15 protein-coding genes and 1 pseudogene are annotated in these 15,979 nt (G+C 69.7%); 8 read left to right on the top strand and 8 right to left on the bottom strand.

From position 1 onward, the window contains the following. Positions 1-208 precede the first annotated feature (208 nt). The 3 genes from ACFWNN_RS40705 to ACFWNN_RS40695 are packed head-to-tail and all read right to left on the bottom strand — an operon-like array spanning position 209 to position 2,548. The gene (locus ACFWNN_RS40705; protein ID WP_382445320.1) at positions 209-955 is read right to left on the bottom strand and encodes an SDR family oxidoreductase; all 747 of its coding nucleotides are present in this window, start codon (positions 953-955) and stop codon (positions 209-211) included. Positions 956-976: 21 nt separating this feature from the next. Continuing rightward, a complete protein-coding gene (locus tag ACFWNN_RS40700) occupies positions 977-1,696 on the bottom strand; it encodes an SDR family NAD(P)-dependent oxidoreductase (RefSeq protein WP_382445319.1) in 720 nt (239 codons plus the stop codon). A gap of 15 nt (positions 1,697-1,711) precedes the next feature. Further along, on the bottom strand, positions 1,712-2,548 hold the full coding sequence (locus ACFWNN_RS40695; protein WP_382445318.1) for an SDR family oxidoreductase: 837 nt from the start codon (positions 2,546-2,548) through the stop codon (positions 1,712-1,714). Between the two features lie 107 nt (positions 2,549-2,655). Here ACFWNN_RS40695 and ACFWNN_RS40690 point away from each other — a divergent pair, with 107 nt between their 5' ends. After that, a complete protein-coding gene (locus tag ACFWNN_RS40690; RefSeq protein ID WP_382445317.1) occupies positions 2,656-3,222 on the top strand; it encodes a TetR family transcriptional regulator in 567 nt (188 codons plus the stop codon). Between the two features lie 4 nt (positions 3,223-3,226). Here the strand turns inward: ACFWNN_RS40690 and ACFWNN_RS40685 are convergent, their stop codons facing one another. The 3 genes from ACFWNN_RS40685 to ACFWNN_RS40675 are packed head-to-tail and all read right to left on the bottom strand — an operon-like array spanning position 3,227 to position 5,374. Next, positions 3,227-3,847: a TetR/AcrR family transcriptional regulator gene (locus tag ACFWNN_RS40685; protein ID WP_382445316.1), complete on the bottom strand. Its 621-nt coding sequence runs from the start codon at positions 3,845-3,847 to the stop codon at positions 3,227-3,229. Between the two features lie 43 nt (positions 3,848-3,890). Beyond that, positions 3,891-5,120, bottom strand: a complete 1,230-nt coding sequence (locus tag ACFWNN_RS40680) for an FAD-dependent oxidoreductase (protein ID WP_382445315.1) — start codon at positions 5,118-5,120, stop codon at positions 3,891-3,893. After that, positions 5,117-5,374, bottom strand: coding sequence for a hypothetical protein (locus ACFWNN_RS40675; protein ID WP_382445314.1), 258 nt, complete (start codon positions 5,372-5,374; stop codon positions 5,117-5,119). The genes ACFWNN_RS40680 and ACFWNN_RS40675 overlap by 4 nt, the downstream gene beginning before the upstream one ends. 338 nt (positions 5,375-5,712) lie before the next feature. Between ACFWNN_RS40675 and ACFWNN_RS40670 the strand changes: the two are divergent. Beyond that, positions 5,713-6,846: pseudogene (locus tag ACFWNN_RS40670) on the top strand (MFS transporter); the annotation flags it as partial. Between the two features lie 91 nt (positions 6,847-6,937). Further along, positions 6,938-8,218 (top strand): glycosyltransferase, encoded by a 1,281-nt coding sequence (locus ACFWNN_RS40665; protein ID WP_382445313.1) that lies wholly within the window; start codon positions 6,938-6,940, stop codon positions 8,216-8,218. On the opposite strand, the gene ACFWNN_RS40660 is transcribed toward ACFWNN_RS40665, so the two are convergent. After that, complete coding sequence (locus ACFWNN_RS40660; RefSeq protein ID WP_382445312.1) at positions 8,205-9,020, bottom strand: LysR family transcriptional regulator; 816 nt, start codon at positions 9,018-9,020, stop codon at positions 8,205-8,207. The two genes, ACFWNN_RS40665 and ACFWNN_RS40660, sit on opposite strands and share 14 nt — an antisense overlap. Positions 9,021-9,268: 248 nt before the next feature. On the opposite strand from ACFWNN_RS40660, the gene ACFWNN_RS40655 reads away from it, so the two are divergent. Continuing rightward, positions 9,269-10,006 (top strand): hypothetical protein, encoded by a 738-nt coding sequence (locus ACFWNN_RS40655; protein ID WP_382445311.1) that lies wholly within the window; start codon positions 9,269-9,271, stop codon positions 10,004-10,006. A 239-nt stretch (positions 10,007-10,245) separates the two neighbouring features. Here ACFWNN_RS40655 and ACFWNN_RS40650 read toward each other — a convergent pair whose 3' ends face one another. Continuing rightward, positions 10,246-11,151, bottom strand: coding sequence for a nuclear transport factor 2 family protein (locus ACFWNN_RS40650; RefSeq protein WP_382445310.1), 906 nt, complete (start codon positions 11,149-11,151; stop codon positions 10,246-10,248). 88 nt (positions 11,152-11,239) lie between these two features. Between ACFWNN_RS40650 and ACFWNN_RS40645 the strand changes: the two genes are divergently transcribed. The 4 genes from ACFWNN_RS40645 (at position 11,240) to ACFWNN_RS40630 (ending at position 15,925) form a co-directional block, all read left to right on the top strand. Then, entirely contained in the window at positions 11,240-12,121 is an 882-nt protein-coding gene (locus ACFWNN_RS40645; protein WP_382445309.1) for an AraC family transcriptional regulator N-terminal domain-containing protein, read from the top strand. Positions 12,122-12,282: 161 nt separating this feature from the next. Further along, a complete protein-coding gene (locus ACFWNN_RS40640) occupies positions 12,283-12,795 on the top strand; it encodes a 2Fe-2S iron-sulfur cluster-binding protein (RefSeq protein WP_382445308.1) in 513 nt (170 codons plus the stop codon). Beyond that, entirely contained in the window at positions 12,792-13,787 is a 996-nt protein-coding gene (locus tag ACFWNN_RS40635; RefSeq protein ID WP_382445307.1) for an FAD binding domain-containing protein, read from the top strand. The genes ACFWNN_RS40640 and ACFWNN_RS40635 overlap by 4 nt, the downstream gene beginning before the upstream one ends. Beyond that, positions 13,784-15,925 carry a xanthine dehydrogenase family protein molybdopterin-binding subunit gene (locus ACFWNN_RS40630; protein WP_382445306.1) on the top strand — a complete coding sequence of 714 codons (2,142 nt, stop codon included), beginning with the start codon at positions 13,784-13,786 and terminating at the stop codon, positions 15,923-15,925. Before ACFWNN_RS40635 ends, ACFWNN_RS40630 begins: the two co-directional genes overlap by 4 nt. Positions 15,926-15,979: the final 54 nt, after the last annotated feature.

Genomic DNA, 15,979 nt, shown 5'->3' with positions numbered 1-15,979 from the left:
CCGATCCAGGGCGTGTTTCAGCCCCGGAGTTCGGAGATTAATCCGACGTTTTCGTGAGCATCTTTGCACGTCAGTCAAGGAGAGAATTGTTGTCCGGAAACAATGACTTGCATTTCCGGTCAGTGGAAGATCTCTTGTCGGCCTGGAAAGCCCTGTGATAGCCGGAATCAGTGTCGTTTTGGGCAAAGACGAAATTGCTCGGGGAACGTCACTGCGGCAGGCCGCCGGTGATGTCGATGGTGGTCCCGCTGACCCACTCGGCGAGGTCGCCCGCGAGGTACTCGGCCGCGTCGGCGACGTCGGCGGGCGTGCCGAGGCGGTCGCCGATCCGGCCCTGGGCCTGCACGCCGCGGAACGGGGAGTCCGCGGGGATGGAGTCGAGGAACACCCCGGCGTCGTCGATCGGACCCGGCGCGATGCTGTTGACCGCGACGCCGCGCCCGGCCGTCTCCCTGGCGAGGACCTTGGCGAAGTGGATGCCGGCGACCTTGGTGGCGGTGTAGAGACCGGCCCCGGGATAGGGACCTGCGACGGCGGTGGAGGAGATGTAGATGATGCGCCCGCCGTCGTTCACGTGGCGGGCACCTCGTTGCATGGTCAGCAGCGCGCCCTTGGCGTTGACGTCGATCATCCGGTCGATCTGGTCGTCGGCGAGGTCGACGATCGGCACGCCGAGCAGCTCCAGACCGGCGTTGGCGACGACGATGTCGACAGAACCGAAGCGATCCAGCGTCTCGGCGAAGAGACGGTCCACATCGGACGCCCGGGAGACGTCCGCGCGCACGGCGATCGCGCGCTCGCCCGCCTCCCGCACGGCCGCGTCGGCGTTGGCGGAGTTGGCCGAGTAGTTGATGACGACGTTGGCGCCGAGGTCGGCGTAGCGCAACGCGATGGCCTTGCCGATGCCCCGGGCGGACCCGGTGACGACGGCGGTCTTGCCGGTGAGGTCGGTCATGACTCTTCTCTTCTCACGAATTCAGGCGGGAAAGCGGTACTCGACGCGGTCGCGGTCGGTGAACAGCCGCCAGTAGGTGTCCGCGAGCTCGTCGGGGTCGATGACGTGCAGCCCGGTGGTGCCACCGGTGATCTCGGCGAGCTGCTCGGGCGTCATCGCGGTGTACGACTCGCTGCCCTTGATCAACGCGGCCAGCGTGGCGACACCCGCGTACACACCGGCCTCCGCGACCTCGCCGTGCAGCGAGTGCACGTAGTTGCGAATGCCGGCCATAGCGGGCCCGATGCCGCTGATGAACGGCTGCGGATCCGCCGCTGTGAACCCACCGGTGACGACGAACCCTCCGCTGCCGCGCTCGACCATCTCCGGGATGACCGCGTGCGCGATCTCCACGGGCGTCAGCAGAAATAGGTTCGCGAGCGGCGCCAAGGCGGCGCTGTCGAGCTGGGCGGCCGGGATGAACGACGTCCCGCCGGGCAACGGCTGGTACGACACGAAGTCGATGCGACCGAACCGCGCCCGAATCGCCTCGACGACCGCACGTCCGTTCGCGGGATCCGCCAGATCGGCCGGAAACGCCGCAGCCTCGACACCTTCCGCAGCCAGCTCGTCGACCAGGGCGGCCAGCTTGTCGGCGCGCCGGGCCACCAGCGCGACCCGGTAACCCTCCTTGGCGAAGCGGCGAGCCAGCGCGGTACCAAGGCCACGCCCTGCACCGAAAATCGCGATCACTTGTGACATAAGAGTTTTCTCCGATCAGAAGTCGGTCGCCGCAGCGGCGTCCTTGGTGGCGTCGATCTCGGCGAGGCGACTCGTGAGCGCGGCGCGGATGGCGTCGTGCGCGTCAGAACCCAGCACAAGCCGTCGCGGCGCAGGTGAGACGTCGGCCGAGGCGATGATCGCGGCGGCGACCTTGACGGGATCACCGGGAGCGCCGGCCGTGACGCTGTCGGTGGACGCGAGGAACTGGTGCAACTGCCCGACAACGGTGTCCGCGTACTCAGGCATCGGCTCGGCAACGCTCAGATTCGCACCGAACGACGTGCGCACCACCCCGGGCTCGACCATCGTGATGCCGACGCCGAACGGAGCCACCTCGGGGATCACCGACTCCAGGAAGCCCTCAACACCCCACTTGGACGCGTGGTACATGCTCGCGCCAGGCGTGGTGATGTGCGCGCCCATGGTCGAGGTCTGGATGAACCGCCCACCACCGCGCGCCCGGAAGTGGGGGAGCACCGCGCGCAACAACTGGATCGGCGCGGTCAGGTTCAACGCGATCTGCTCGTCGATGACCGCGTCGCTCAACTCCTCCGCCCCGCCGACCGACCCGCGCCCGGCGTTGGAGAACACCACGTCCACGTCCCCGACCTCGCGGAACACCCGCTCGACCACCTCGCGCACCGCGCCGGTGTCGGTCACGTCCAACGACGCAATCCACAGCCGCTCGCCGTAGGTCTCCACGAGATCGGCCAACGCCTCAGGCCGCCGCGCCGTGGCCGCGACCCGATGCCCGGAGGCCAGCAACTGCTCGGTCACGAGCCGCCCGATACCAGCGGAAGCACCGGTCACGAACCAGGTCTTCGAACTCATCTCAGCAACCGCCCTCAAATAATTCAACTAGTTGGTTGGATCTGTCGACGACAGTAGAACCGCGTCTCGCTAGATGTCAACCATCCAGTTGGTTTAGACTCGGGGGCATGGCCTACGACTCCGCCGCCACGCGCGCCAGACTCCTCGACGCAGGCTTCGAGGAGTTCGTCAAAGTAGGCCTGGCCGGCGCCAGGGTCGACCGCATCGCCGCCGCGGCCTCGGCCAACAAGCAGGCGATCTACGCCTACTTCGGCTCGAAGGAAGCCCTGTTCGACGCCGTGATGGCCGACCGTCTGCGCGTCCTGGCCGACGAGGCGCCGCTCACCGCCGACGACCTCCCGGGCTACGCGGGCGCCCTCTTCGACGCGCTGGTCGCCGACCCCGGCCTGCAACGACTCAGCCAGTGGCGCATGCTTGAGTTCCCCGAGCCCTCAGAGGCCGAGATCGAGGCGCACGTCTCGAAGGCGACCGAGATCGCCGAGCGCACCGGGGTCTCCCTGACCACCGCCACCGACGTCATGATGATCGCGCTGGCCGCCGCGCTCGCTTGGAACACGACGGCGGTGCGCATCCGCAACCCGCTGGGCGAAGACCCCGCACAACGGCAGGCCGACCACCGCAAGTCGGTCGTGACGGCGGTGGCCGCGCTGACCGAGGCCCTGCTCGGCCGCTGACGTCTCAGCGCACCAGCTGTCGGACCAGGCTCTCGGCCAGCCAGCTCTCGTACTCGTCGTCGGACCACCCCAGCCGCGCCGCCCGGAAGTACAGCTCCAGCGCACTCAGCATCCAGGCCCGCTCGACGGCGTTCTCCCTGCTGAGCCCCTCGCGCAACGCCCCGGCCTCGTCGATGGCCGCGACGATCGGCCCGAGCGACTCCCGCGAGTCCTGCTCACCCCGCTCCCGCAACTCCACGACCGACGGGTCACTCGAGGCGTTGATCGCCGCCGTGAACACGTCCCGGCCACTCGAGTAGAGCCGCCGCAGGAACGTCGCGTACAGCCCGAACTTGGCCACCGGCTCCGGCTCGGCCTGGATCTGCCGCCACCAGGCCTCTCGATCGGCCCGCGCGGTCAACTCCCCGAGCATCGCGCCGATGATCGCCGCCTTCGTCCCGAACGTCGCGTAGACGGTCGGCTTGGCGACCTTGGCGTGCTGGGCGATCATCGCCACCGTCGTCGCGGCGAACCCTTCGGTGGCGAAGAGTTCGCGTGCGGCGGCGACGATGCGGGTGCGGGTTTCGGCGGCACGTTCCTCGCGCAAGGGCGACTGGTACGACCGCCGTGGCGCTGAGTCGTTCACCAGCCAGAAGTTACCTGACGTGCGGAACGCCGACCGCGCTCCGTCAGTGCAACGCGTTGGTGATCGGTGCCGCGATCGCCAGGCCCGCCCGCGCCACCAGGCCGAGCAACGGGTTGGTCAGCCGCTTCTGCCACACGATCGGCACCATCGACACGCGCACGGCCTCGGCCGCGTAGGTGGCGAGGCCGCGTTCGTACTCGTGCACGGCGAGCGGGATCGTCGTGAGTCCCTTCGCCGCGTCCGCGAGGTGGGTGGCCAGCAGTTCGGCGTCGCGGATCGCGGTCGCCGCGGCCCGGCCTCCGGTGGGCGGCATGGCGTGCACGGCGTCGCCGAGCGCGGTGACGGTGCCCGATGCCCACGGCGTGAGGTGCGACTCCGGATCCGCGGCGTGATAGCGGAACGTTCCGACGGTGCTCAGGTCGGCTCCGGCCACCACAGTCCGCATCACCGGTGCCCACGTGCGCAGCAGGTCGAGAGCGGTCTGCACAGCGGCCTCCACGCCGATCTCGCGGGCGTTGGGCAGCCGGTCCACCGGCACGTTCACGCCCCAGTAGACGGCCGACGGTTCGTCGAACGCGCCGGCGGAGAGCTTCGGGTCCGCGGCGGACCCGCTTTCGTTGTCGAACAACGTGATGAACGCGCCCGTGCCGTCCGGGCCGACGGCCAGCACCGATCCCGTTTCCAGCGCTTCCGGCAGCAGGGCGCGCAGTTCCGGCGTGAGCGGCGTGCGCCCCGCGATGCCGCCGATGCCGACCGGCGTCGAGGTCGGCCTGCCCGCGAGTGCCTCCGCCACCCGCGACGTCGACCCGTCCGCGCCGACGAGCAGGTCACCGTGATCGGTGGAGCCGTCCGCGAAGTGCGCGGTCACCGTGCCGTCGTCATGCGTCTCGTGGCGCACATACGTGCTGTCCCAACGGATCGCGTCGCCCAGGCCGTACGTCAGCAGCACCCGCAACGGCACTCGGCCGACGAGCAGCATCTCCTCCTCCAGCGGGAACTGGATGTTGCCGAGGATGCGCAGCTTGTGGTCCGAGAACGAGATGCCGCGCTGCGCGGACCGGCTCGGCGAACTGGCGAGCAGCGCCTGGTAGGGCTCGGCCGGGAGGTGTTTGCGCAGGATGCCCGACGCGATGTCGTCGATGTGCAGCCGGTAGCCGCCGGTCGCCTCCGCGCGGGGGTCGCGGTCGTGCACCGAGACGTCGATCCCGTTGTGGCGCAACGCCTGGGCGAGCGTGAGGCCGCCGATACCGGCCCCGATCACGATGACCTTCATGACAGCTGTCCCTTCGCCTTGAGTGCGAGAAGGTGGTTGATCTCGCCGGGCACCTGGTTGAGGTGGTCGGCGTAGCACCGGACGCCCCGCTCCTGGAGCCGCCCGAAGATCTGGTCGAACTCGTCCTCGCTGAACAGGAAGAACTCGTCGGCGAAGCTGCGCGCCGGGGCCAGCCCGAGGATCTCGGTGATGAAGTCCGCGGTGGCGTGCCGGTCGTCGGTCAGGACGATCGTGTGGTTGAGCTGGACTGCCATGGGTGCCCTCCCGGGCCGTGTTCGATTCCGACGACTCCAGATTAATCAATAGAGCACGGTATATCGAATATTGGCGAAGTGAGGACCATCACCAGGTCGTGAGGAAGCGCTCTCGCGGTCGCGGGGCCAAACGGGTACCAGATCGTGACTGCGGGGGAGTGAAGACCGACAGGCCCTTGCGGCCGCCACGAGGTCCGGCCGAGCCTGGGCGCGTCTCCGGGCGCTCCTCTTGCAGCAGAGCCCCGGCGCCCGGAGACGCCCGAACCCGCTGGGGTCACGCGTGCTCCGCTGACGAGCACCTCTCGAAACTCCCGAATGATGATCAGGACAGCCGTCACATGAAGTTCGTGTTGGGATTGATCGTTTCTCGAACCGGCCTGACGGTCGGACAGCTCGTGCCGATCCAGCTGTTGCTGATGCTGCGCATCGATCAGCTGACCGACTCGCCGGCCGCGGCTCTCGGCGTGGTCACCGGTGTCGGCGCCGCGGTCGCGCTCGTGCTCAACCCCGTCGTCGGCCGCATCACCGACAGGACGAACACCCGGTTCGGCAAGCGCAGGACGTGGTTGCTGTTCGGTGCTCTCTCCGCCTCGCTGGCACTCGTCGCCCTGGGGTCGGCGACCGAGGTGTGGCAGGTCGTGCTGTTGTGGAGCCTGGTCCAGGGGCTGGGCAACTTCCAGGCGGTCGCCACGGACGCGCTGTTCGCCGATCAGGTGGACCAGGCGAAGCACGGACGGGTGTCGGGGATCGGCAGCCTTCCGATGCTGCTCGGTCCGCTCATCGGGCTCCCGCTGGTGGGACTGCTGCCCGCCGGGTCGGCCGACCAGTGGTACCTCATCGCGGGGATCGTTGCGGTGGCAGGGCTTCTGGCCGTGTTCCTGGTGCGTGACACCGCCGCCGGAGGACCGCGGCCGATGAGGATCGTGGACACCTTCTGGGTCAGCCCGCGTGAGCACCCCGCGTTCGCGTGGGCCTGGGTGCTCCGGTTCCTCACCATCTGCAGTCTCGCGACGATCACGCTCAGCGGCGTGTTCCTCGCGGAGAAGTTCGACTTCACGCCCGAACGGTCGACGGAGGTGATCACCCAGATCGTGCTGATGTCGACCGTCATCCAGGTCGTGGTCGGCATCGCCGCCGGCTACCTGACGGACCGGATCCGGCGGCAGAAGCCCGTGCTCGCGCTCTCCGGGGTCATGTGCGCGTTCGGGTCCATGTTCGTCGCTCTGGCCCCCGCCTACGACTGGGTGCTCGTCGGCGTCGCCGTGCAGTCGGTCGGGATCGGGGTGTTCCTGGCGATCGACTTCGCCCTGTGCGTGCGGCTCCTGCCCGATCCCGCGACCGCGGGCAAGGACCTCGCCATCCTCGGGCTGGCAGTCACGCTGCCGCAGTCATTGGTGCCCCTCACCGCGCCGCTCTTCCTGGCGTTGGGCGGCTTCACGCTCTTCTACGGCGTCTACGCCGCGCTGGCCCTGCTCGGGTTGCTGTCGTTGCGCGCCATTCCGGAAGTCGGCGAGGCCGTGCGCGCACCGTCCACTTCGGATTCGACTTCGGCGGGGTGCCGTCGTGAAGCGACTCGACCTGCTGTTCGCGACCATGCCCGTTCCCGGGCACGTGGTTCCGCTGCTGCCCATCGCCCGCGCGCTGACCGCCCGGGGACACGGGGTGCGGTGGTGCACTGGCCGCCAGTTCGCCGACCGGATCACCGCGACCGGCGCCGAGTTCGTCGCGATGAACCCGTCCATCGACCATCAGGGACGCAACGTCGACGAGTTGTTCCCCGAGCGCAGGAAGCTCAAAGGCGTCGCGAAGCTGCGCTACGACATGACCGCGGTGTTCCTGGATCCCGTTCCGTCGCAGGTGGACGACCTCCGCCGGATCCTCGGCGGCCGCGGGGCCGACCTGGTGCTGCACGACACCGCGTACGTCGGAGCGGTGGTGGTGGAGCACCTCGGCGGACCGCGCGCGGTCAGCGTCGGCGTCTCGCCGATGATGCTGCCGGCGCCCGACGTGCCCCCGTTCGGTCCCGGTCTGAAGTACCGCCGGGACCTCGTGGGCAGGGTGCGCGACCGGCTGGTGCGCGGGCTGCTGGACAACGTCGTGTTCAAGCCAGTGCTGGATCACCGCGACCGCGTGCTCGCCGGGCTCGGACTGCCGCCGGAGGCACGCGCGCTCGCGACCGTGTCGCCGCACCTGCACCTGCAGAACGGGGTGGCGGGCCTGGAGCATCCCCGCGCGCACATGCCGGAACAGGTCAAGTTCGTCGGCGCCCTGGTCGACTCGGCACCGTCGGCCGGCCTGCCACCGTGGTGGGACCGGCTGATGAGCGCACGGCGGCCGATCGTGCACGTCACGCAGGGAACCATCGCCGACACGGACCTCGAGCAGCTCGTGCTGCCCACGATCCGGGCGTTCGCCGGCACCGAGGTCTCCGTGGTGGCGAGCGTCGGTGGGCACGACCTCGGACCGTTGCCCGGCAACGCCTTCGTGGCACCGTTCCTGCCCTACGACAGGCTGCTGCCGATCACTTCGGCGATGGTGACCAACGGCGGCTTCGGCGGTGTGCAGCTGGCACTGGCCCAGGGCGTGCCCCTCGTCGTCGCCGGTGCCACGGAGGACAAGCCCGAAGTCGCGTCCCGGGTGGAGCGCTCCGGTGCCGGGATCAACCTCCGCACGGCGACCCCGTCCGGCAGGGCCGTCGCGGCCGCCGTGCGGAAGGTGCTTGGTGACAGCTCCTACCGCACGTGCGCGGAGGACCTCGCCGCGGAGTACCGGCTGCTCAGTCCGGGAGAGCTCGGCGCTGATCACGTCGAGCGCCTGGCCGGTTCGGGAGCTACGCGACCCTGATGGTCCAGCTGCCGTTGCGCGCCATGGTGAGGAAGCCCTCCAACCCGGGGTGAACCCGGCCGGGCTGCCACGCCAGGGCCAGCATGGTGACGGGGAAGTCGGCCACCGGTACCGCGACCACCGCGTGGCCGAGCCGGTCGCGCACGCTTTCGCCGACCACGACGACGAGCCGGCCCATCGCCACCCGGTCGACGATCGCGTCGAGGGATTCGGTCGGGAGTTCGCTCACGTAGGCGTCGAGCGCGGTGAGCTCACTGGTGAACACCCTGTTCCGCCCGGCCAGCGGATGGGCGACCGGGAGGAGTGCGACCGCGTGTTCGGGGCTGATGTCGAGCGAATCCATGTCATTGATACCGGCATTGCGGCACATCAACGCGATATCGGCTTCGCCGTCTTTCACGGTTTTCGCCTCGTCGTAGGTGAAAACCACCTCTGTGGGTGACGAATCCGGCCTGGTGCCGTAGGACCTGAACAGTTCGGCGAGCACGCCAGGGCCGGAGCCGGGGCGCACGGCGACGACGAGTGGCTGGCGGCGTTCGGCTTCCCGCGCCCCGGCGACCGCGCGGTCGAGCGCGGCGAGGACCTCGCGGGAGCGTTCGACGAACACCGCTCCCGCCGGGGTCAGCGTGACCTGGCGGGTGGTGCGCTCGAACAGCTTGACGCCGATCCGCCGTTCCAGCCTGGCGATCGTCCGAGACAGCGCGGGCTGAGCGATGCCGAGACGCTCGGCGGCCCGGCCGAAGTGGAGCTCCTCGGCCACCGCGAGGAAGTGGACGAGCTCCCGTGTCTCCAACGGTTCCATGCCTTGAGGGTAATGAGGACGGACGCGCCGCGCTGCGGAGCCGCCGTGAGTTTCGCCTCTTCGCGTACCTGCCGAACGCTGGTGAGCACACGGATGTGGCACCACCCTCACCGCCGATACGGTGACCGGACCTGGCGGCGGTGCGAAACAACGGTGAGCACTGTTCGACGCGCAGGATCTGTTGAATGGGGTTGTCGGTGATCCTGTTGAATTCGCTGCGTTCGTTGTTGGCGGTTGCCGCAGTTGTCGTGATGGTGCCTGTGGCGCCGGCTGCGGCGTCTTCTGCCCAGTGCTCCCCTTCGGTGTGCCGGGAGATCGCGAGCGGGCTGGGCGAGGCGGTCGGCATCGGCCAGTTCGAGGGAACCGCCTTCGTGACCTACCAGACCGGCCGGCTCCGTGCCGTTGACCTCGCGACGGGCGCTCAGCGACCGCTGGCGTCCGGCCTGGGCAATCTCCGGGGCGTGGCCGCGGACTCGACCGGTGTGTACGTGGCCGACTACAACGGCCGGGTGCAGCACGTCGACCCGCGGACCGGAGCGGCGCGGGTGCTGGCGTCCGGCCTGGGCAACCTCCAGGGACTCACTCGCCACGGCGGCCTGACCTACGTGGTCGGCGGCGAAACGCTGTGGCAGATCGGGACGACGGTCCGGCCGATCGCGCTGGGGAGGTGGATGGCGATGGACGTGACGATCAGGGACGGCCGGGCGTTCGTCGCGCACCTCGGCGGGTCGATCGCCGAGGTCGACCTCGGCACCGGCCACAGCAGGGCGGTCGTGTCGAACCAGTACGAACCGACGAGCGTCGGCGTTCTCGACGACGGCACCCTCTACTTCCTGGCGGCCGCCTTCGACTTCCACCGCGTCAGCACCGCGGGCCGGGTGGAGGAGGTCCTGAACTTCGCCGCGAACGACTTCGACCTCGAGGGCGACGGAACGGCCCTGGTGCTGCGCGGAACGCGGTTGTTCCAGCTGACCGGGTTGTCCTAGCGCGGTGACACCGTACTCATGCCTCTGAGGCATGGATCGATGCCGAGACGATCATTGTCGCCGGGTCCCCGTCCTGGCCACCCTGGGCGCCATGAAACCTGTTGCCCGTCACCGCCGACATGGTCTGGAGAGGTCCCGACGCACTGAGCCGGCCGAGCCCGAAGCCCCTGCCTCCGGGCCGCCCGGCTGGATCCGGAAGGCCCGCACGAGAACGACGTGCGGGCCTTCCGCGCTGCGGCTCAGAACTCGCCGTTGTCGTTGGCGGGGTTCGTGGAGACCGGCTGCAGGACGTCCCAGTGCTCGACGATCTTGCCGCCGCGCACCCGGAAGACGTCCATGACGTTCACCCCTGGGCCTTGGGGATCCAGTTGGAAGTGGCTGTGCACCACGGCGTAGTCCCCTTGGACGACGATCCTGGCGACTGTGCCGGAGAGCGCGGGGTTGATCGTGTAGAGCTCCCGGAAGAAGTCCTTGAGCGCGGTCAGGCCGTTGGCCACGCCGGGGTTGTGCTGGACGTAGCCCGGGGCGACGTTGCGGTCGAACGCGGTCACGTCACGGGCGACGGTCGCCGCCGCGAACTGGGCCGTCACCACCCTCCGCGTGGTGCTCGCGGAGGCACGCGGGTCGGGGCCCGGCAGCTGAGGCCGCGTGACGGTGCCGAACATGTCGTTGCCGTTGACCGAGTTCTCCGGGACTTCCTGGGAGACGCCCCAGTGCTCGGCGATCCTGCCGCGGTCGAACCGATAGACGTCGAACACCGCTCTGCCGCGCGTGCCCGGTGTCAGCACTAGGTGGCTGTGCACGGCGACGAGGTCCTTCTCGGCGATGAGTCGCTTGATGGTCGTGCGTGACCGGGGATGGGCGGCTTTCAGGCCCGCGACCCACGTGCGCAGCGCCGCCCGTCCGGTGGCCCTGGCCGGGTCGTGCTCGACGTAGTCGAAGCGCACCAGGCGGTCGATCGTGGCGAGGTCGCCGCGGTTGAAGGCGCCCTCGACGAACCGCACGGCGGCGTCCTCGTTCGACCCGCGTGGTGCGGAACCGGTCGGCGCCGCCGTCGCGGGAACGCCGGCGACGAGGATGCCCGTGGCGGCCACGAGCGTCGCCGACCGGAGGATTTTCCTAGTAGAAAGGGAAAAAGCGTTCATGATCTGAGGCTAGGAGCGTGGTCGCGGAGGCTGCCAGTCCGTTCCTCCGCCGTCCTTGCCCGTTCCTCCGAACCACCTCGAGGTGCTGATGTCCGACGACCTGCGCGCGCTGATCGAGCGGTCCTGCCTGCCGGAGGGGTTCACCCCCACCCCGGTCGAGGGGCTGGAGTTGTTCCGCATGGCCGAGAGCGGCGAAGTCCAGCCGGAACCGCTGCTCGACAGGCCGGTGCTGTGCGTCGTCGTGGCCGGGAGCAAGGTCGCGACGATGGGCCGGCGGACGATCAGGTTCGAGCCGCACACCTGCACGGTCACGTCGATCGACCTCCCGGTCACCGGGGTGCGCGTCGACGCCACCGAGGCGGAGCCGTTCCTCGGGATGCGGCTGCTGCTCGACCCGTTGGTGGTGCGCGAGTTGCTGCTGGACCTACCGGTGCCGGAGAACGGTGAGCGGGCGGACTGGGCCGTGCTGTCGAGTGCGCTGCGTCGCGACGTCGCCGATCCGCTGCGGCGGCTTCTGGCCACAATGGACGATCCGCAGGACGTGGCTGTGCTGGCGCCGTCGATCGTGCGGGAGATCGCGTACCGCCTCCTGCGCGGACCGCAGCGCCCGCTGCTGACGCAGATCGCGGACCCCGCCGGCAGACTCGCGCGCGTCGGCGACGCGATCGCGCGGATCCGGGAGCGCTACGCCGAGCCGTTGCGCGTCGAGGACCTCGCGAAGGTCGCCCTCATGAGCGTGTCCTCGTTCCACGAGCACTTCAAGGCCGTCACCGCGGTGAGCCCGCTGCAGTACCAGAAGCAGTTGCGGTTGCGGGAAGCGCGCAGGCTGATCCTGGAGGGGACGGCGGACGCCACCACGGCGGGACACCGGGTCGGGTACCGCAGCGCCTCCCAGTTCACCCGCGAGTACAAGCGGATGTTCGGGGCCCCGCCGATGCGCGACACTCGGCGGCTCGGACACGTGTCCTGAGCTCGCAAGGGTTGTGGTCCGTCCGATGTGGATCTCGGTGTCGTGCTGGTGAGCTCACGGATGCGACCCGTCCGACCACGACAGAGCATGGGCGGACGGGACCCGTGAACAGGATGTAGAGGTGGCCGGTGGCGGATTCGCCCGAGCATTTCTCGACAGACATGAAGCTCTGCGTCAACGGCGTTGTCCGCTCGCTCACGCTGGACAACCGCACGACGCTGCTCGACGCGTTGCGCGAGACGTTGCACATGACCGGTACGAAGAAGGGATGCGATCACGGACAGTGCGGTGCCTGCACGGTGCTGATCGACGGCAGGCGGGCAAACAGCTGCCTGCAGCTCGCGGTCGCCGTGGGGGACCGCGAGATCACCACGATCGAGGGCCTCGCCACGGAGGAGGGGCTGCACCCGCTCCAGCGGGCGTTCCTCGACTTCGACGGTTTCCAGTGCGGCTACTGCACTCCGGGACAGATCTGTTCGGCGGTGGGTGCGATCGACGAGGCGAACCGGGGCTGGCCGAGTCACGTCACGGCGGACGTCGCCGCGGGTGTCGGGTCGGCGAGTGAGCTGGACGGTGCCGAGATCCGCGAGCGGATGAGCGGAAACCTGTGCCGGTGCGGGGCGTACCACGGCATCGCCGCCGCGGTCGAACGTGTGGCGAAGGGCGAGTCATGAGGCCGTTCAGGTACGTGAAGGCGACGGACCTCGGTGAGGCCGTCGCGGTGCTCGTCCGGGAGCCGGGCTCGATGGTCCTGGCGGGCGGTACGAACGTCGTCGACCTGATGAAGCTGGGTGTGCTCAAGCCCGGCACGCTCGTCGACATCACCGGACTGGGCCTCGACCGCGTCGAGCACCGCCCGGACGGCAGCACGCTCGTCGGCGCCACGGTGCGCAACAGCGAGCTCGCCGGCGACGAGGTGACCAGGGCGCGGTTCCCGGTGCTGAGCGAGGCGATCCTCGCCGGTGCGTCCGGTCAGGTGCGCGGTGCCGCGACCACCGCCGGGAACCTCCTGCAGCGCACCAGGTGCGTCTACTTCCAGGACGTCAGCAAGCCGTGCAACAAGCGGGAGCCGGGCACCGGGTGCGCCGCCATCGGCGGCCTGCACCGCGACCTGGCGGTGGTCGGCACCTCACCGGCGTGCGTCGCGAGCCATCCGTCGGACATGGCGGTGGCGATGGCGGCGCTGGACGCGAAGGTCCACGTGCGCCTCGCCTACGGCGCGGAAGCGGAGTTCGCGCTGGAGGACTTCTACCGCAAGCCGGGTTTCACCCCGGACCGGGAGAACGTGCTCCAGGTCGGTGATCTCGTCACCGGGGTCACGATCCCGGCGTTGCCGGACGGCACGATCTCGCGTTACCGCAAGGTGCGCGACCGCGCTTCCTACGCGTTCGCCGTGGTGTCCGTCGCGGCGGTGCTCAGGCTGACCGCCGACGGCGTGGTGGACCACGTCCGCATCGCGCTCGGTGGCATCGGCTCGCAGCCGTGGCGAGCGTTCCGGACGGAGGAACTGCTGCTGGGTGAACGGCTCGACCGCGACCTGGTGCGCGGCGCGAGTGCCGAGGTCTTCCGGGACGCCCAGCCGTTGCCGCAGAACGACTTCAAGATCGGCCTGGCCGTCAGCCTGATCACGACGACGTTGCTCGGGATGGCGGAGGAGCTCGCATGAAGCAGATCGAACCGGTGCTCATCGGCACCGACCACGAACGGATCGAGGGCGTCGACAAGGTGACCGGCGCGGCGAGGTACAGCGCCGAGATCCCGCTCGACGACATCCACCACGTCTGGCCGGTGCAGGCGACGATCCCCAAGGGGCGCGTCCTCTCCGTGAACTCGGCCGCCGCCCTCGCGGTGCCCGGTGTGGTGGCCGTGTTCGACCACACCAACGCGCCCAGGACCAATCCCGACGTGGGAGACCCCGCGCTGCTGGTCGAGGTGAACGTCACCCTCAACGTCCTGCAGGACGACGAGGTGATCCACCGGGGCCAGGTCGTCGCCGCGGTCGTCGCGACCACGCTGGAGGCCGCCAGGGAGGCCGCCGCCGCGGTCGTCGTCGAGTACGAGAAGCACGAGCACAAGGTCGTCATGGACGTCGACGACCCCGACTTCGTCTTTCAGGAGATCCTGCACGGCGGGGTGCCGAACCGCACGGAACGGGGTGACGCGGCGGCAGCGCTGGCCGCCGCGCCCGTGCAGGTCGACGTCACCTACTCCACCCCGGCCGAACACGCCAACCCGATCGAACCGCACGCGACCACGGCCGTGTGGAACGGCGACGACGATCTGACGCTGTACGAGGCGACCCAGAGCCCGTCGTCCTTCGCGCGGATCATCGGCCCGCTGTTCGGCATCCCGGTGGAGTCGGTGCACGTGATCGCGGACCACGTGGGGGGAGGGTTCGGGTCGAAGGGTTTCCCCTTGGTGCACACCGTGTTGCCCGCGCTGGTGGCCAGGGCGATCGGCAAGCCCGTCAAGATCTCCCTGACCAGGCAGCAGATGTTCTCCCTGGTTTCACATCGCGTGCGGACGGTGCAGCGGCTCCGGATCGGTGCGGACCGCGATGGCCGGCTTCTCGCGATCGACCACGACGTGCGGCAGTACCGCCCCAGGCTGGTGCACGCCGGCCTGCCCGCGGGGGCGGTGAGCAAGACCGCCTACGCCGTGCCGAATCTGAGCGTGCGTCACCACCTCCTCAGCCTGGACGTGCCGCTGGCGGGATGGGTGCGTGCGCCGGGGGAGGCGCCCGGCATGTACGCGCTGGAGTCCGCGATGGACGAACTCGCGCACGAGCTGGGCATGGATCCGGTCGAGCTGAGGATCCTCAACGAGCCGGAGGTCGACCCGGACAACGGCCGGCCGTACAGCAGTCGTGGTCTGGTGGCGTGCATGCGGGAGGGCGCCGACCGCATCGGCTGGCACGACCGCGATCCCGCACCGGGACGGCGGCGGGAAGGGCGTTGGCTCGTCGGCCTCGGCATGGCCGCCGGGTGCTACCCGACGGTCATCCTGCCGTCCCAGGCCTCGGCCGCGGCGGAACCGGACGGCAGGTACCGCGTCCGGATCGCCGCGGTGGACATCGGCACCGGCGCCCGCACGGCGTTGACGATGATCGCCGCGGACGCGCTCGGTGTCACCGCGGACCGGGTGCTCGTCGAACTCGGTCGCAGCGACTACCCCGTCGCGCCGCTCGCGGGCGGCTCCCTCGGGACCGCGTCGTGGGGCTGGGCGGTGGTCAAGGCGTGTCAGCAACTGCGGGCGGAACTCGACCGCGGGGCGCCTCGCGAGGGGCTGGAGGTCACCGCGGACACCACCGAGGAGTTCCTGGCGCTCAAGCCTTTGACGCGGGAGGTGTTCGGCGCGCACTTCGCCCGGGTCCGCGTCGACGTGGACTCGGGGGAGACGCGCCTCGACCGGATGGTCAGCGTGTTCGGCGGAGGGCGGATCATCAACGTCCGCGGTGCCCGTTCGCAGCTGCTCGGCGGCATGATCATGGGAGTGTCCATGGCGTTGCACGAACAGCTGGAGATGGACGGGCGTTTCGGCGACTTCGCCAACCACGACCTCGCCTCGTACCACTTCGCCGCGCACGCCGACATCCACGACCTCGAGGCGCACTGGCTCGACGAACGGGACGAGGAGCTCAACCCGTTCGGCGCCAAGGGTCTCGGTGAGATCGGCATCGTCGGCGTGGCGGCGGCGATCGGCAACGCCGTCCACCACGCCACCGGTGTCCGGGTGCGTGACCTGCCGATCACGATCGAGAAGGTCCAGCCGCACCTGACCGGGCACGCCGCGAATCCGGCGTGACGGGCCCGCGCCGTCGTCGCCTCCTGTTCGGGGGTACCCGGTGGGGGCGGCGGC

This window comes from Lentzea sp. NPDC058450 (assembly GCF_042721395.1).
Taxonomy (GTDB): domain Bacteria; phylum Actinomycetota; class Actinomycetes; order Mycobacteriales; family Pseudonocardiaceae; genus Lentzea.
Note: the sequence above shows the minus strand (reverse complement) of the source record. Positions and strands in the feature narration are given on the sequence as shown.

Bases quoted from the DNA above. Each gene is read 5' to 3' on its own strand.
- ACFWNN_RS40700 (WP_382445319.1), bottom strand. From the start codon at position 1,696: ATGTCACAAGTGATCGCGATTTTCGGTGCAGGGCGTGGCCTTGGTACC.
- ACFWNN_RS40660 (WP_382445312.1), bottom strand. From the start codon at position 9,020: ATGGAACCGTTGGAGACACGGGAGCTCGTCCACTTCCTCGCGGTGGCC.
- ACFWNN_RS40695 (WP_382445318.1), bottom strand. From the start codon at position 2,548: ATGAGTTCGAAGACCTGGTTCGTGACCGGTGCTTCCGCTGGTATCGGG.
- ACFWNN_RS40640 (WP_382445308.1), top strand. From the start codon at position 12,283: ATGAAGCTCTGCGTCAACGGCGTTGTCCGCTCGCTCACGCTGGACAAC.
- ACFWNN_RS40705 (WP_382445320.1), bottom strand. From the start codon at position 955: ATGACCGACCTCACCGGCAAGACCGCCGTCGTCACCGGGTCCGCCCGG.
- ACFWNN_RS40635 (WP_382445307.1), top strand. From the start codon at position 12,792: ATGAGGCCGTTCAGGTACGTGAAGGCGACGGACCTCGGTGAGGCCGTC.
- ACFWNN_RS40690 (WP_382445317.1), top strand. From the start codon at position 2,656: ATGGCCTACGACTCCGCCGCCACGCGCGCCAGACTCCTCGACGCAGGC.
- ACFWNN_RS40650 (WP_382445310.1), bottom strand. From the start codon at position 11,151: ATGAACGCTTTTTCCCTTTCTACTAGGAAAATCCTCCGGTCGGCGACG.
- ACFWNN_RS40675 (WP_382445314.1), bottom strand. From the start codon at position 5,374: ATGGCAGTCCAGCTCAACCACACGATCGTCCTGACCGACGACCGGCAC.
- ACFWNN_RS40680 (WP_382445315.1), bottom strand. From the start codon at position 5,120: ATGAAGGTCATCGTGATCGGGGCCGGTATCGGCGGCCTCACGCTCGCC.
- ACFWNN_RS40645 (WP_382445309.1), top strand. From the start codon at position 11,240: ATGTCCGACGACCTGCGCGCGCTGATCGAGCGGTCCTGCCTGCCGGAG.
- ACFWNN_RS40630 (WP_382445306.1), top strand. From the start codon at position 13,784: ATGAAGCAGATCGAACCGGTGCTCATCGGCACCGACCACGAACGGATC.